Consider the following 13,679-nt stretch of genomic DNA (forward strand, 5'->3'; position numbering starts at 1 on the left):
ATGTTAAGGAAATGCTAATCGATCTTTTTCAACTATTTATCAACTCCGTACCAAAAACTTGCCGTTACGCTCCCACCGCCATGGAGGCCGTTGGCTACCTGCAGACTCCCCTCATGCTTTTCGCAAAGAACTTTGCAAATGTAAAGCCCCAGTCCGTGATGTTCATTCGCATCCCATACCTCTCCGCGATAAAAAGGAAGCACGGCCTTGCGGAGCGTCACCTCGGAAAAACCTGCGCCGTCATCCGCGACGGTTATAGAAAAGTGGTCCTTGCCGACGTTATAATGAACGCTTACGTGACTAGAGGCATAACGCGCTGCATTTACGATCAAATTCTCAAAAACCTGCATCGTCAAATGGACATCGACCGTTATTTCGTTCGCTTCCTCGGCAATGGATGAACCGAAAGTCTTACCATTCCGTCCGGTAATTTGGCGTGCGCTGTCATTCAGCAAGGAGATGAGCTCATCCGTTTCAATCCTGCGGCTCTGTACCGGCATATCCTCCAGCTTCTGAATGGAATTCATCGCCTCCGTGAAGCTTTCAAGACGGACGATATGCGCCTGCATCGTTTGAATCGTGTCCAATAGTTTCTCCTCGGATATCTTGCGCTCCGGCAAGTAAGCGGTCAGAAACTCAGAGTATCCTTTTAGAACGGACAGAGGTGTTCTCAGATCATGGGCAAAAATAGCGTTAAGTTGTCTTCGCTCTTCGGCCGATCGCCAAAGCGTTTGGTGGTTCTTCTCCAACTGACCGCGCATGTTCTCAAATACACGGCATAATTCCCCCATCTCATCCCGGCTGTCGTAAGAAATATGAAACCCCAAATCGTTCGCCGAAATTTTCTCCGATGCCTGCATCAAGATTTCAAGCGGTTGTTTCAGTTTCCACCGATAAAACAAGCTGCCCATCAGGACGATGCCGACGGCAACCGTTAACAGGACAACCGCAACGAGGGAAGGCAGCAACCAGTCGTTCACGGAAGAATAGCCGGCAAACCGCAACCGTATGCTTTCCGCCCATCTAAACTCCAATGTGATGACGACTAGAACGGCGATGAGCGTAAGGCAGCATAATAGGATGAACGATTGCAGCAAGGTGAACCGCTTCAGGCTCAGCCAGTTTATCATTTTCGCCATTTGTAACCCACTCCCCATACCGTTTCAATCCTGTCGGCGCAGCCATGCTCTTTCAATTTGACACGAATTCGCCGGATATGCTCCGCTATTACGGCGCTGTCGCCTTCGCCGTCCAGTCCCCACACTTTTTCAAAAATACGCTCTTTGTCGAACACCATTCCGGGATGCATGGACAATAGCTCTATAATATCGAATTCTTTTTTGGCCAAGGGAATTCGTACATCGTGGATGTAAAGCGCGCGAGCCGAATAATCAATGGCCAAATCTTCGCTAAATCGTACGGACGTTTTCGTTTGGCTTCGCATCTCCCTGCGCAAATGTGCCTCTACCCTGGCACCCAGCTCATGAATACTGAACGGCTTGGCTATATAGTCATCCCCTCCGGCCTGAAATCCCGATATTTTATCCGCATCCTCGTCGCGGGCGGTTAGAAACAGAATCGGACAGGACACAAAATGCCGGATTCTCCTGCATAATTCCAGACCGTCAAGCTCCGGCATATTGATATCCAGCAGCACAAGATCCGGTTGATTCTCTAGTTGCCGCAGCGCTTCGCTGCCATCCTTCGCCGTCATCACAAAATACCCGTTTATTTCAAAGTAATCCGTGAGCAGTTTGCGAAGATCGGCTTCATCATCTACGATCAGTATCTTTTTCATCCTGCCCTCCCCGCCCCCCTATCCATTTCTCTGGATCCAGCATAACAAAAATCGCCGTCCGAGTCCCGACAGGGACCGTGAACGGCGACAATTCTAAAGTCATCACTTAAGCTGCAGTCTTCTCGGGTATACGTATATCTCAATCTAAAAAGCTAGTCGGCCATTTCCGCCAGCACCTTGCCCAACCGATCAAGCTGCTGTTCATTAGCTTCTATGCAGATGGGCTTCGCTTTTTCAAACTCCTCTTTCTTCTTGAAATTTTGACGGAAGGTGACCCTGGTTCGGCTATCCAAGTCTTCGAAGGTACCCGTCACCCGAAATTCGTGAACGTTCAGATGATCAATCACGACCCGCTCCGCCGGGACAAGCTCAACAAAGACATTATGGTTAGGATAATCCACGCCATCCGGTCCGTGCATAGTGAACTTCCACGTACCTCCCGGCCGTATATCGCACTCGTGAAACGTATTCTTGAAGCCTCTCGGTCCCCACCACTTTGCTAATAAATCAGGGGTTGTCCATGCCCGAAACACAAGCTCCTGCGGGACATCGTACTCGCGCGAAGCAATAAGCTCATTTTCTCCTATAATCATGTTCCTACCTCCTCTTCTATTTCCTTGCCCAATGTCTCTTCATGAACCATCTCCACTCTTTTGCGCTAGCTGAATACCGGTAACTCTAATGTAAATCATTACGTTGCGTAAGGTTCAAGTGCAATCGTGACAGCAAATTGTTAGTTATTTATAACTAACACCCACTTCAAAAAAAATATGCTCAGCTTGATGCATGAATATTGCCGACATGTTCCTCCTTACTGTGTAATAAGGTTCGTCACTGTGTAATAAGGTTCGTCTTACAAAACCCATGAAGACCAGTAAAGCAATGAACCCGGAAACCGCGCATGATGCAAATAGAGCAGGGTAGCCGAACTGTTGGGATCCTCCTTTCGTTAGTTATAGATAACTAACATTTTTCATTATCAATACCTTGGGGAACTGACTGTCAATCGTATATGCGTGCTATTAGAAATGAATGGAGTATGTAGTCACCACATACCCCATTCATTCCCACCATATTAAACCCTCAACCCAGGCATGCATGAAACGAAGAACCATTCTTAGCGGCTTCTCAGGACATGCTCGATTCGCTTATCCGGCATGAACCAAACCACGGCAACAAGTACGAAAAAGAACCCGGATATCCAGACACTCACGTAAGCGGTCAAGGCCGCAGTCAAGTAGAGTAACGGTGATAGTTTCCCCTTCCAGTCCTTCCCCATCGCTGCAACGAATGAGGAATCACCGGAATGCTGGTTCATGATCATGCGCTGAAGCAGCCAATACGAGAACGCCGCCAGGAGCAGAATAATACCGTACAGCGCCGTTGGAGTAGGTGCAAAATGGCTTTCCCCCATCCACGCCGTCGTGAACGGCACAAGGGATAGCCAAAAGAGGAGCAGCAAGTTGAGCCACATCAATCTCCCGTTCATGGTTCGAACCATATGCAGCAGATGATGATGATTGTTCCAGTAGATGCCGATATATACGAAACTGAAGATATAGCTAACAACTTTCGGGCCAAGTGCGATTAGCGCATGCCAGTCATGGCCTTCCGGCACTTTGAATTCCAGCACCATGATCGTAATGATAATGGCCAGAACCCCATCGCTGAATGCTTCCATCCGATTTGCTTTCAATGCGTCTCACCTATTCCCCTCGCTTCAAGTAATGACCCTTAACCTTCTCCTCACCATTTGCTTATTAAGATCGTCGCTTCACCGAGCCATCAGTCTATGCCCGCCGCTTTTAGCAGACAAAGCAGCAGCTCCTTGCGCGGTCCCTGCGCCTTGCGAGCCAATGCAGTCAGCTTCTCCGGCTTGCCCCAGATCGGATACAGTACCCGCTCGGCCTCGTCGTCCGACAGCGTCTCTATTTGCTGCACGAACAACGTCAGCTTGTCTTCGTTCTCCAGCTCCGGCTGAATCTTCAGCTTCAACGAATCGTGGGAGCGCAGCAGACTGGAGATCAAGGTCGGCGTCGAGCGTTCCGTAATGCCATAGGTTTCGGCGAAAACGGCTGTAAACTTGTCATGCATCAGCTGATGCTCATCATCTACAAGGTCCATATAAGCTTCAACAAGCGGAAAATACCGCTCAGAGGAAAGCCCCAGCCCAAACACGGCATAGCTGCCCGGCATGACGCTTTTTTCATCCTCCGCATCTTCATACCACTCGAATTCTACCATCGCCTCGCGAGCGTACTCCTCTAATAACGGATGCAGCTCGGAATAAGCCAGAGCATTCGCAAAAAAACGGTGCGTATCCGATTTGGCCAGCCCCTTGATGGGCAAATACTCTCTCACGCTGGATTTTAGCTTGATTTTGTAGCTTTTCGGGAAGTCCTTTCGGAGCAGCGAGAGAATAAACGATATCGCCCGCTCATACGCCCCGGCTTCTTCCTTGCGAATAACGATGGTGAAAAGGGAAAAAACATCGTTCGCCTTGCATTCGACCAACTCATGGCGCATATTGACTTCGTCGTGCGAGAAGCTATCGCTGCCCTGTTTCAGCATACGTGAGGCTTTGCCGCTGCCAAGCTGCTCCGCCAGCTCCAGAAAAGTCTGCCCTCTAGACTTGCTATAGTTCGGCTCATACCGAATAATCATTACAGCGCCGTACAACAGAAGGTCAATAGGCTGGTTCGGCTCATCCTTATTCTCAAGAACGGCATCCGGCTTGATCACATACTCATTGGCCCTGTATTCGGAACGGGTAACGTCATAGTAGCGTGGCAGGAATATATCCTCGGCCCAGCTGGTCAAGGCCATAATAATATCTCTTCGATGCTCCGCAAGCGCCTCAACCCGGCCTTTATTCAATTCTTGGATCCGGTCAAATAAAGCGATTGTCTTTGCGGCCTCCGGTTCAGGGAACAAATGCGGATCCAGCAGATGACGCGCCGAAAAGAAGGTTTCCAGCGGCTTTGTCGGATAAGTGCCCTTCTCGAGTTTCTTCTCGATATAGGAATGAATTCGCTCCAGAAGCTGCTGCTTTTTCGCTTCATATTCGGTTTCCAGCACCGTTAATTCGACAAGCCCGTCTGCTGTCGCGAAGGTTCCTTGAAAGGTAAACCGGTAATCGATCAGCGGCGACGTTTCCACCTTGTTCAGCCTCTCCCGTACGATATTCACGAGCAGTGGCTGAACCTCATGCAATATCTGCTCTCGTGTAAAGGGCGAAACTCTCATCGACTTATTGCCTGCCGCGCTCCCCAAAGGTTTCAAGCTGTCAACGCTTGTCCTCCCCGGCCGATAATCCAGCATGACAGAGTTAAAGATGCCTACTTGCAGCGTGGTGCGCAAGACCACTTCCTCTGCGTTCTTTCGATTCTCCTGCTCGTCAAACCATGTATGAATGGCCGTTTCCATCTCTTCCAGCGCTTCCTTCTGCAGCTCGTTCATTGTGTTCCACCTTTCCGCTTGTCCCATCTTTTCTCAACATTATCATACTATGAAAATAAAAAACTTACGGCCGCTCCATCCGATATATTGCACTTTCTTCAGTCCTTCCGGGCTCATTCACTCGCTAACGAGACTCAGGAATGACTGCAGTTACTGATGATTCGACTAATTCATCAAGAAATCGGATAACAAAAAGACCGTCCTCCGCATGCAACGCATGTCAGTGGTCGGTTCTTTTGACAAGATTGCCATTTTGCTTACCATCGGGGTTTTATCCGTACTTCGTTTCCAGCAATCCTCCAGGATCCGATCCATTGCTTTGCGACCCCTCCACAAATCATGAGAATTGCCAAAAACCTGCTATTGGATGTTGTATCCCCTCCGCCCCAATCTTCGCAAAAATATACAGAGATCCAAAACCAAAAGGATAACTGTAGTCGTCTCGAAGAAGCATATCGGGGTAACCATCTTCATCTACCTGAAATAAAAAAGAGTATGACTCCTCCTTCAGCTTCGTGAAATAGTAGTCGTTATTTTGGATAAGTCTCGGATTCCCGCCTAGCTTGATCAAAAAAGACTGATCCATGGATTTCTCGTCATTGCTTATATCCCCGGCGGAAATTGCATGTTTTAAGAGACCTGGATTCGTGAACGTCTCTTTAACGCTTTCCTTTGAAATTGGATGCTCGACCACCTTTATCGAGCACTTCGGATAAACATTATTGTCCAAATATTCCTCATAGTCCTCTGGGATGAAGATCGAAATCATGCTCTCCGGTTTAAAGGGATGGACGAGGCACATGTAAAAATAATATTTTTGATTACCTTCGTGGATAAGGTCTGCTTGATCATCAAAGAAGTCCGGTGCATTCCCGCCGATCCAGCCTGTACCCTGTTCGTTCGATAGACTTGGTTCCGCATAATAAAGAATACAGTCTGTTTTCTCAACTAAATAATTTGTGTGGTTCTCCATTTTACGCCTCTCCCTCAAGAAACTTCATGAGGTGCATTTCAGGCGACGCGAGGAACTCTGTAAAGCTGCATAAATCCGCATAAGTCTGATGTTCCTCGTCGTAGCAGCCGATCAGCCCTTTTTTCTTCGGATTCCAAACGAGCTGCAGATCGGAGTAATTGTCGATATCGGCTGATAGACGCAGCAGCTTTTGCTTGCCAACTTTCATCTCAATCGTATCGGTCAATGTGAAAAAGTCGATATGCCTGATTTCATACTCGTTTTGCGCGAGCTCAAGGCGCAGCTTGTCTCCCGTAAGGAAGCTGACCAGTTCATCCGTTAGCTTATATTTCTTTAACTCATATTTTTTGTTTTCCATATCATGCATCTCATCCGGCTCCAGCGATTTCAAATAATCGGCCAAGACGGTATTCTTATTACTGACTGCAATCGTATAAGGCCGCTCGCCGTTCTTTTCCGCTAACGTAACGTCCGCGCCGTGTTCAATCAAAAACTTGACCATGGCCATATTCCCAATCCGCGTCGCAACGGTTAACGGAGTCGCTTGATAAGGATAGACCATATCTGGTTTATTATAGTTGATGTCTACCCCTTGATCGAGCAGATACTTGAGTGTCTTCATGTCATGGTCCGAGGCGGCTTGACGCATTACGTCACCGCCATGCAGCTTGATATCTAATCCGAGCTCATGAATAAGCGGAATGTTTTTTTTGTTGCCATTGTAGGCCTCTGAATAGGCGCCTGACCCGATTTTATTGAGCTTGTCCATCTCGGCGCCTTGCGCTGCAATATAGCGGACGATGTCCTCCCTGCAATAGCGAACAGCCCGCAAAAAAGCCGGATTATGATGGACGTTCAGGTTGACGCCGTGCTCGACCAGCAGCTTTACAACATCCATTCTCTGCGTTACAAGCGCCAGATCCAACGGACTTAGCTTGGTGCGCTTGCTGAGTACGATGCCATCTTCAATATCCCAGCCTGCGGCAATTGCAGCTTCTAACGCGGGAATATTCCCTTGGTATATATGCATCGCAATTTCAGGCAGCTCCTCGAACCTCCCGATATCTTTTAGAACGATCATCCAATACCACTCCTATCTGTCCGTTAACTTAACCTAGCCAAGGCGGTTGCCATGTCCGGGAAATAAAAGTATTAAAAAAGCCAGCGGAAACGTACCGCCAGCTCATTTTCGTGCCGTATCACACTGCAGGCATGTTTAGTATAAAATTGATACTCAGCCGGCTCGATCGGGGCCCCTCCCGCGACTCCAGGCGCGAGGCCTCGGTCATACGTCAGCCTAATTTATTCTCGTTCTCCTGCCGCATATTCGCCTGGACAGACGTCCATCACTTCTCTGGCAGGCTGGATCAGCGACATTTCGAACCTGCAAGGCCAATGCACCTCCGGTGCCATCTCCCCGTTCAGCAAGCCGGCGATCGTCTCGCCGTCGTTCACCGGCACGTCCGCTTCAAACAAATAGGCTGCAACACTGAATGCATGCCGTGACACGTCGTTTGGATCCAAGGTATGAAAGTGATACTGGACATCCGGAAGTCCAAGCGCAAAGAGGCCGAGCGAATCGACCAAGCTGTCTTCGGTGCCATGAATGGTAAAATAGCGGATATTCATGCCGAACTGCAAGAACCTCGCGGCTCCTTCGTACGGATTATCCGCAATTTCGGACGGATGCAGCAGCTTCCCGCTCGATGGAATCCAGATCGCTTTGCAGGTCGGGAACAGGCTTACGGCAGCCTCCAGCCAATCCGCCAACAAGGCGCTGCGCGATTTATAGTCCAGCCCCGCCGCCATGAAGTCGCTGATCAGCAGCTTATAACGGCACTGTTCCAGAACGTCCTCCCCATCCGGCATTGTCCAAAACTGGGTGCGCTCCATGTCGGTAATCGACTCTGGTTGAAAAGGCGTAACGTCTGCCATCATTACCTGAGCCGGCATTTCCCCATCCCGGTAGGCTACTTTATACGCCTCTACGGCAAACGACGACAACGCGTCGGATCCCGACACGATATCCGTTTTTCCGCATTGGGTTTCTATCGCAATCCGGATGGCCTCGGCATTCGGCCGTTCCGCTTCCTCCTCAAACAGCAGGTACATTTGAAACAACCGCTGAAACTCGCTTTTTTCGTCTAAATTTTGCTGAAGCACGCGTTCGCTCTCCATTTTTCCCCTACCACTCCGTTCGTATGTCGTTCCCCTCTACTATAGAGATTGCCACACGGTTCCGGCAAGTCCGCCCAGGAAAATGATTCCAAAGTCGGATTTATGGGGCGCTCAGCCTTTCCTGAATCGGAACGCCCATCTCCGCCTTATGCCTATCAAAGCAGCTTATATCGGACATAAATTTTTCTCCGTCACTTGTTGTACGGTTCAGTTTAACGGGGATAACGAACAGAGGGCGAGTAAAACACGTCACTATGCATGTGCAGAATTCTGTCCCAGTTCCCGGGATTGGTCGTGTCTGGAGAGCGGTTCTCTAGAATGGCCTGATACAGGGTTGTTTTTTCCTCCAAATGGGCAACATGCCGTTTGGCTTCCTCGAGCTTAGCGAGCGCCGCTTCTTTATGCTCCATCATGAGTGTGTAGCGTTGCGGAATGGTTGAATCCCCTTCGAGACATAAATCGACGTACTTTTTAATGACTTCAATCGGCATCCCGGATTGCTTGAGGCATTTGACGCCAAACAGCCAGTTGATCGATTCTTCGTCGAACATCCGGATATTATTCTCATTGCGCTGTACGCTTGGCACCAGGCCTTTATCCGTGTAAAAGCGCACGGCATGCTCGGTGAGTCCCGTTATCTGGGCAGCTTCTTTGACCGTATGCATTGTGAAATCCTCCTGAAAAATAATTTGAAAGACGGCTTGACTTCGTGTAACACGAAGGCTCTAAGCTAATTGTAATGCAAATCGGCTGTAAGCGAAATCTTCGCTCGGCGGTACCGATTCCCCTGGGACTCGCGGCCGTTTGCCGTAATACATTTGAACAATAGGAGGAATTACAATGCAAACCGTAACGTTGAACAACGGAGTAAACATGCCGATCGTCGGCTTCGGGGTCTATCAAGTTCCCGATGCGGAAGAATGCGAGAACGCAGTATATGAAGCACTAATGACCGGTTACCGCCTCATCGACACCGCCGCCGGTTATCTGAACGAGGAGGCAGTCGGACGAGCAATTAAGCGCAGCGGCATACCGCGTGAGGAACTGTTCATCACGACCAAGCTTTGGGTCCAGGATGCCGGCTACGAGAGTGCCAAGCTGGCATTTGCCAAATCCCTGAAGAAGCTGCAGCTCGACTACCTCGATCTGTACCTGATTCACCAGCCGTTCGGCGATTACTACGGCGCTTGGCGCGCAATGGAGGAATTGTATCGCGAGGGCAAAATCAAGGCGATCGGGGTCAGCAACTTCCTGCCTGACCGTCTGATGGACCTTATCGTACACAATGAGGTCGTCCCCGCCGTCAACCAGATCGAAACGCATCCGTTCTACCAGCAGACAGAGGTCACCGCTTTTTTGAAAGAGCAGGGAGTTCAACATCAGTCGTGGGCGCCGTTCGCCGAAGGACGAGGCAACATGTTCGGCAACGAAGTGCTGACCTCGATCGCTGAAAAACACAACAAGTCCGTCGCCCAGATCGTGCTGCGCTGGCTTGTTCAGCGTGAAGTCGTTGTCATTCCAAAATCGGTGCGCAGAGAGCGGATCGCCGAAAACTTCGACATTTTCGATTTTGAGTTAAGCGCGGACGATATGACACAAATCTCTACCCTCGATACGCGTGAAAGTCTCTTCTTATCATACCGCGATCCGGAAGTCGCCAAGATGATGGGCAACTGGAGAGTCGACCTGTAAACCTCGGTCGAAACACAATCCCATAGAGAGAGCTATCGACGAAAAATGAAAAGAGGATCGATTTTAATACAGCACCTACGATCCTCTAATTCCGTTATCCGACCAAAAAACTAGCTCTGCAGCAGCTCGTCCCGCGCTTCGGTCAGCGCGAATCCCAGCAGGTTTTGGCCCCGCCATTTCACGGGGTTCTCCGCATTTGGATTGGACTGGCTCATACCGATCCCCCAAATGCGGTCCTGCGGGCTGGCTTCGACGAGGATGCGGTTCTTCGTCGACTTGAGATAATCGCCAAGCTCCGGATTCTGCGAAAACTTGGCCAAGCTGGCTCGTTTGACGATGCCGTAGCATTCCTGGTCCCAGGTATCCTTGTCGAAGTTTCGGACCGCGCGCCCATAAGCCTTCATTTCCTTGGGATGCTTAGCTGTAAGGATCGACTCCAGCATTTCATGGTCGCCGAACAGCCTTGCCTTCTCAGCCATCATAAACTGCTCGGCACACGAATACTCCGTCCCCTCTACCGTGAACGGGCACATCCACCACTGGCTGAAGCAGCTTTTGTCGATGCTCCCGTCCTTAGGCGGCGTATGGCCCCAAAAGAATACAAACTTGAACGTTTTCCCTTTGTTATAAGCTTTTTTTAACTCATCGAGATTGTAAATCATCAGTTATTCCTCCAGTTTTCTTCGATACAAGCGGGATGGCCGATGTCCCGCATTTTCGGTGTAATGATCGGTCTCCGCCACGAGATCGGCCACCTTGCGCCGGAAGGCCGCCTTCAATAGCTCTTTATCCAAAATGACCTCATAAACCTGCTGCAGCTCCGTCAAGGTAAAAAGCTCTGGCATCAAGTGCAGCGCAATATCGGTATAGTTCACTTTTCCCCGAAGTCGCTCGATCGCGCATGCTATAATCTTCGCGTGGTCAAAGGCCAATCCATCATTCGATACGATCTTGTAATCCGTGCTGGTCGATGTCGTCTTCACGGTCAACGTCCTCGCCACGACCGCCGAAAGCTCCTCCTCACCGCTTAGCTTGAGTTCATACTCCAGCGTCTTGACGTATCCGTCCTCCATCATCTCTTTCTGCTCCCGCAGCAGCCGATAGGATACCTTGAACCAAGCAGCGTCGGCCGCATCGTCTCCCGCCTGAAGCTCCAATTTATCGCTGTTGATCAAAGCCATATAGCTGCAGCTCATCACCCAGGTTCGGGGATCTCGCCCGATGTCACTGAACGTATACAACTGCTCCAAATAAACGTCGTCCACGCCGGTCTCCTCGCGCAGTTCCCTTGCCGCGGCCTGTTCAGTCGTCTCGCCCGGCTGGACAAAGCCGCCAGGCAGCGCCCATTTACCCAGGAAAGGGTGACCTCCCCGGCGGATGAGCAGGATGCGGAGCTCCTTTTCGGGTAGCTTCCGATAGCTGTCAGCCGCCTCATCCGTAACCGTGAAGATCACCATATCGGCTGCCACCGAAGGCCGCTCGTAATTCTCTGCCCGGTACTTCTCCAAAAATTCGCGTTCCGTTAGTCCGTCCCGATCCAACAAATCCAATGGGGGCGCCTCCTTGTTTTTTCATTCTAAGCTAGTTGTGGTTATGTGTTCATTTTACTCCCTGCCTGCATCTAATTCTAAACGTTTTAGCTCCCCGAAATAGTTCCGATAGGGCTCGAACCTCGCCAGCACCTCGTCTACCTTGCGCATGCGCTCCTCCAGGCTCCCCCGCAGCGTAATGTAGGGGATGCGCCGCTCCTTCAAATCCGCGATGATCTGTTTATGAAAAACATGCCGCTTCTGATCCCCGCTTCGATCCCACGTATCGTCGTAAGGAATATCGTCGTCGCACAAGAAGAACAGATCGTAGCGCTGCGCGTTCTCCAGGGCAATCCGCGTTAATCGCTCCGGCGCCCGGCCGTGGTAATCCATGGCGAACATATACGTCGTAATCGCATTGGTATCGACGAACAGAAATCGGTTCGCCGCAAGCAAAGCTTCCTCTTCACGCTCGATATGGCCCACAGCGATTTCATCGAACGCCTCCAGGCTGATTCTGCGGTCCACCTGATGCTCGGTCCAATAATCGCGCCCGTATTCGCTAGCATAGGTCGTGTGATACCGCCGCGCCAGCGCTTCGGTGATCGTCGACTTCCCCGTCGACATCGCCCCAACGAATACCACCTTCGTGATTAAGTCCCGGTACACGATATCACTTATGAACTCCCTGTATTTATACGGATCGGAACGGATCATCGTTGCAGAGATCGGAACCTGCTCGCGGGCTTCATCAACCCGCCGGTCAACCGAGCCCAAAGCGAGGCTCATATGCCTGCCGTAAAACTCGCTCGAATAAAAATGCGTGACCTGCTCCCCGTTCAGTAAACGGAGGATATACTGTTCCTCCCGAATCTCATGCTCTCGGTCATCCGAATACCCGTCCGGTCCGTCCCAAGCTTCAACGACCCGGACTGCCGGGTATAGTCGCCGAATCCAATTCGCCCGGATGTGAAGCGGGATCGGCGTCACCGTCGTCTCGTAAATGACCACGATCAACTCATCGACCTCTTGCAGCGCCGTTTCGATCATGAACTGATGCCCTTTATGCAGCGGGGCAAACTTCCCCAGCGTTAATCCGAGCTTTTTCATGCCGCCACCTCCCTGGCCCCTTTGTTCCAATTGTAATAGCCGTATACCGCATTAACCAAATACGCGCTCCACATGACGATCATCAGCATGCCTTCGCTGCTGCCCTCAAGCAGTCGAATCGCCCAGAGCAGCACCGTAAACAAATTCAACACAATATAGACAAGCCATTGCTCCTTGAATCTGCGGACCATTAAGAAGGTGGCTACAACGGACAACACCGTCGTAATAGCATCGATGTAAGGCGAGTTCTGTCCCGGGATGAACGAAAGCCCAAATCCCAGCAGCAAACAGCCCAAGATACAGGTTGCGCCAACGAGAAGCAGACCTCTAAACTCCATTTGGCGCATGATCAGCTTGCCGTCTTGGCGGTGATTTTTCCACATGTAGAAGCCAATGACGTTCATCGGAACGAAGAACAGCAGATTCAGCATAACCTCTCCAAACAACCCGTTAAAATAGGCCAGATAAGCGTAACCGATGGTGTTGTACATGCCGAAAACATAGCTCATCAGGCTGCCCTTCGCCGCAAGCACCACGCACAGCACCCCGGTAATAAAAACGGTAAATCCGAATAAAGAATCCTTGGACATCACCGTAAATCCCACCGCAATCAAGGTAAACAGCGCCAACCAAGCGATTTCGAACAGGTTCCAGCCGCGCGCAACCATCTTCACAATACATCCCCTCTGCTTTCTTCACTGGTTTATAGAGCGAAACCACCCAGTCAATACTTAGTATCATTTTGTTAATAACATTTTGTTACTATCAAAAATAACAGAAAAGCCTGCGCATGGCAAGTGAAATCTGCCCATTTATCGCAGACATGATCGTTATGATCTTGTACATTCCGCAAAATCATGAGAGGACGAACACCACTTGTTACAACACGGAATATACAAATACATAGGCACTTATCCCAATCATGCTTATTCTGTAAGCT

At 50.1% G+C, this 13,679-nt stretch carries 14 protein-coding genes; 1 reads left to right on the top strand and 13 read right to left on the bottom strand.

The window, feature by feature from the left end; genetic code table 11:
* Positions 1-32: 32 nt before the first annotated feature.
* The 9 genes from J2Z18_RS02355 to J2Z18_RS02395 form a co-directional block, all read right to left on the bottom strand.
* A complete protein-coding gene (locus J2Z18_RS02355) occupies positions 33-1,139 on the bottom strand; it encodes a HAMP domain-containing sensor histidine kinase (RefSeq protein WP_210094142.1) in 1,107 nt (368 codons plus the stop codon).
* Positions 1,127-1,798, bottom strand: a complete 672-nt coding sequence (locus J2Z18_RS02360) for a response regulator transcription factor (RefSeq protein ID WP_007129126.1) — start codon at positions 1,796-1,798, stop codon at positions 1,127-1,129. The genes J2Z18_RS02355 and J2Z18_RS02360 overlap by 13 nt, the downstream gene beginning before the upstream one ends.
* A gap of 152 nt (positions 1,799-1,950) precedes the next feature.
* Positions 1,951-2,391 carry an SRPBCC family protein gene (locus J2Z18_RS02365; protein WP_007129127.1) on the bottom strand — a complete coding sequence of 147 codons (441 nt, stop codon included), beginning with the start codon at positions 2,389-2,391 and terminating at the stop codon, positions 1,951-1,953.
* 524 nt (positions 2,392-2,915) lie between these two features.
* Complete coding sequence (locus tag J2Z18_RS02370; RefSeq protein WP_007129128.1) at positions 2,916-3,494, bottom strand: TMEM175 family protein; 579 nt, start codon at positions 3,492-3,494, stop codon at positions 2,916-2,918.
* A gap of 89 nt (positions 3,495-3,583) precedes the next feature.
* The gene (locus J2Z18_RS02375) at positions 3,584-5,257 is read right to left on the bottom strand and encodes a DUF6138 family protein (protein WP_210094143.1); all 1,674 of its coding nucleotides are present in this window, start codon (positions 5,255-5,257) and stop codon (positions 3,584-3,586) included.
* 337 nt (positions 5,258-5,594) lie between these two features.
* On the bottom strand, positions 5,595-6,230 hold the full coding sequence (locus tag J2Z18_RS02380) for a hypothetical protein (protein WP_007129130.1): 636 nt from the start codon (positions 6,228-6,230) through the stop codon (positions 5,595-5,597).
* Position 6,231: 1 nt separating this feature from the next.
* A complete protein-coding gene (locus J2Z18_RS02385) occupies positions 6,232-7,311 on the bottom strand; it encodes an ankyrin repeat domain-containing protein (protein ID WP_210094144.1) in 1,080 nt (359 codons plus the stop codon).
* A 221-nt stretch (positions 7,312-7,532) separates the two neighbouring features.
* Complete coding sequence (locus J2Z18_RS02390; RefSeq protein WP_040738332.1) at positions 7,533-8,408, bottom strand: DUF4261 domain-containing protein; 876 nt, start codon at positions 8,406-8,408, stop codon at positions 7,533-7,535.
* A gap of 212 nt (positions 8,409-8,620) precedes the next feature.
* Entirely contained in the window at positions 8,621-9,073 is a 453-nt protein-coding gene (locus J2Z18_RS02395; protein WP_210094145.1) for a MerR family transcriptional regulator, read from the bottom strand.
* A 175-nt stretch (positions 9,074-9,248) separates the two neighbouring features.
* Between J2Z18_RS02395 and J2Z18_RS02400 the strand changes: the two genes are divergently transcribed.
* Complete coding sequence (locus J2Z18_RS02400) at positions 9,249-10,100, top strand: aldo/keto reductase (RefSeq protein WP_210094146.1); 852 nt, start codon at positions 9,249-9,251, stop codon at positions 10,098-10,100.
* Between the two features lie 110 nt (positions 10,101-10,210).
* Here the strand turns inward: J2Z18_RS02400 and ybiA are convergent, their stop codons facing one another.
* The 4 genes from ybiA to pnuC are packed head-to-tail and all read right to left on the bottom strand — an operon-like array spanning position 10,211 to position 13,407.
* On the bottom strand, positions 10,211-10,762 hold the full coding sequence (gene ybiA / locus J2Z18_RS02405) for a riboflavin biosynthesis intermediates N-glycosidase (protein WP_210094147.1): 552 nt from the start codon (positions 10,760-10,762) through the stop codon (positions 10,211-10,213).
* Positions 10,763-10,765: 3 nt separating this feature from the next.
* Complete coding sequence (locus J2Z18_RS02410; RefSeq protein WP_210094148.1) at positions 10,766-11,650, bottom strand: NUDIX hydrolase; 885 nt, start codon at positions 11,648-11,650, stop codon at positions 10,766-10,768.
* Between the two features lie 54 nt (positions 11,651-11,704).
* Positions 11,705-12,739, bottom strand: coding sequence for an AAA family ATPase (locus J2Z18_RS02415; RefSeq protein WP_210094149.1), 1,035 nt, complete (start codon positions 12,737-12,739; stop codon positions 11,705-11,707).
* Positions 12,736-13,407: a nicotinamide riboside transporter PnuC gene (pnuC, locus tag J2Z18_RS02420; protein WP_245255834.1), complete on the bottom strand. Its 672-nt coding sequence runs from the start codon at positions 13,405-13,407 to the stop codon at positions 12,736-12,738. The genes J2Z18_RS02415 and pnuC overlap by 4 nt, the downstream gene beginning before the upstream one ends.
* Positions 13,408-13,679 lie beyond the last annotated feature (272 nt).

Origin of the sequence: Paenibacillus lactis (assembly GCF_017873605.1) — a bacterium.
In the GTDB taxonomy this organism is placed as follows: Bacteria; Bacillota; Bacilli; order Paenibacillales; family Paenibacillaceae; genus Paenibacillus_AQ; species Paenibacillus_AQ lactis.

What these genes read in the sequence shown, in the direction of transcription:
- J2Z18_RS02415 (WP_210094149.1), bottom strand. Translation starts at nt 12,739, where the DNA reads ATGAAAAAGCTCGGATTAACGCTGGGGAAGTTTGCCCCGCTGCATAAA.
- J2Z18_RS02375 (WP_210094143.1), bottom strand. Translation starts at nt 5,257, where the DNA reads ATGAACGAGCTGCAGAAGGAAGCGCTGGAAGAGATGGAAACGGCCATT.
- J2Z18_RS02365 (WP_007129127.1), bottom strand. Translation starts at nt 2,391, where the DNA reads ATGATTATAGGAGAAAATGAGCTTATTGCTTCGCGCGAGTACGATGTC.
- J2Z18_RS02385 (WP_210094144.1), bottom strand. Translation starts at nt 7,311, where the DNA reads ATGATCGTTCTAAAAGATATCGGGAGGTTCGAGGAGCTGCCTGAAATT.
- ybiA (WP_210094147.1), bottom strand. Translation starts at nt 10,762, where the DNA reads ATGATTTACAATCTCGATGAGTTAAAAAAAGCTTATAACAAAGGGAAA.
- J2Z18_RS02355 (WP_210094142.1), bottom strand. Translation starts at nt 1,139, where the DNA reads ATGGCGAAAATGATAAACTGGCTGAGCCTGAAGCGGTTCACCTTGCTG.
- J2Z18_RS02380 (WP_007129130.1), bottom strand. Translation starts at nt 6,230, where the DNA reads ATGGAGAACCACACAAATTATTTAGTTGAGAAAACAGACTGTATTCTT.
- J2Z18_RS02360 (WP_007129126.1), bottom strand. Translation starts at nt 1,798, where the DNA reads ATGAAAAAGATACTGATCGTAGATGATGAAGCCGATCTTCGCAAACTG.
- J2Z18_RS02395 (WP_210094145.1), bottom strand. Translation starts at nt 9,073, where the DNA reads ATGCATACGGTCAAAGAAGCTGCCCAGATAACGGGACTCACCGAGCAT.
- pnuC (WP_245255834.1), bottom strand. Translation starts at nt 13,407, where the DNA reads ATGGTTGCGCGCGGCTGGAACCTGTTCGAAATCGCTTGGTTGGCGCTG.
- J2Z18_RS02390 (WP_040738332.1), bottom strand. Translation starts at nt 8,408, where the DNA reads ATGGAGAGCGAACGCGTGCTTCAGCAAAATTTAGACGAAAAAAGCGAG.
- J2Z18_RS02400 (WP_210094146.1), top strand. Translation starts at nt 9,249, where the DNA reads ATGCAAACCGTAACGTTGAACAACGGAGTAAACATGCCGATCGTCGGC.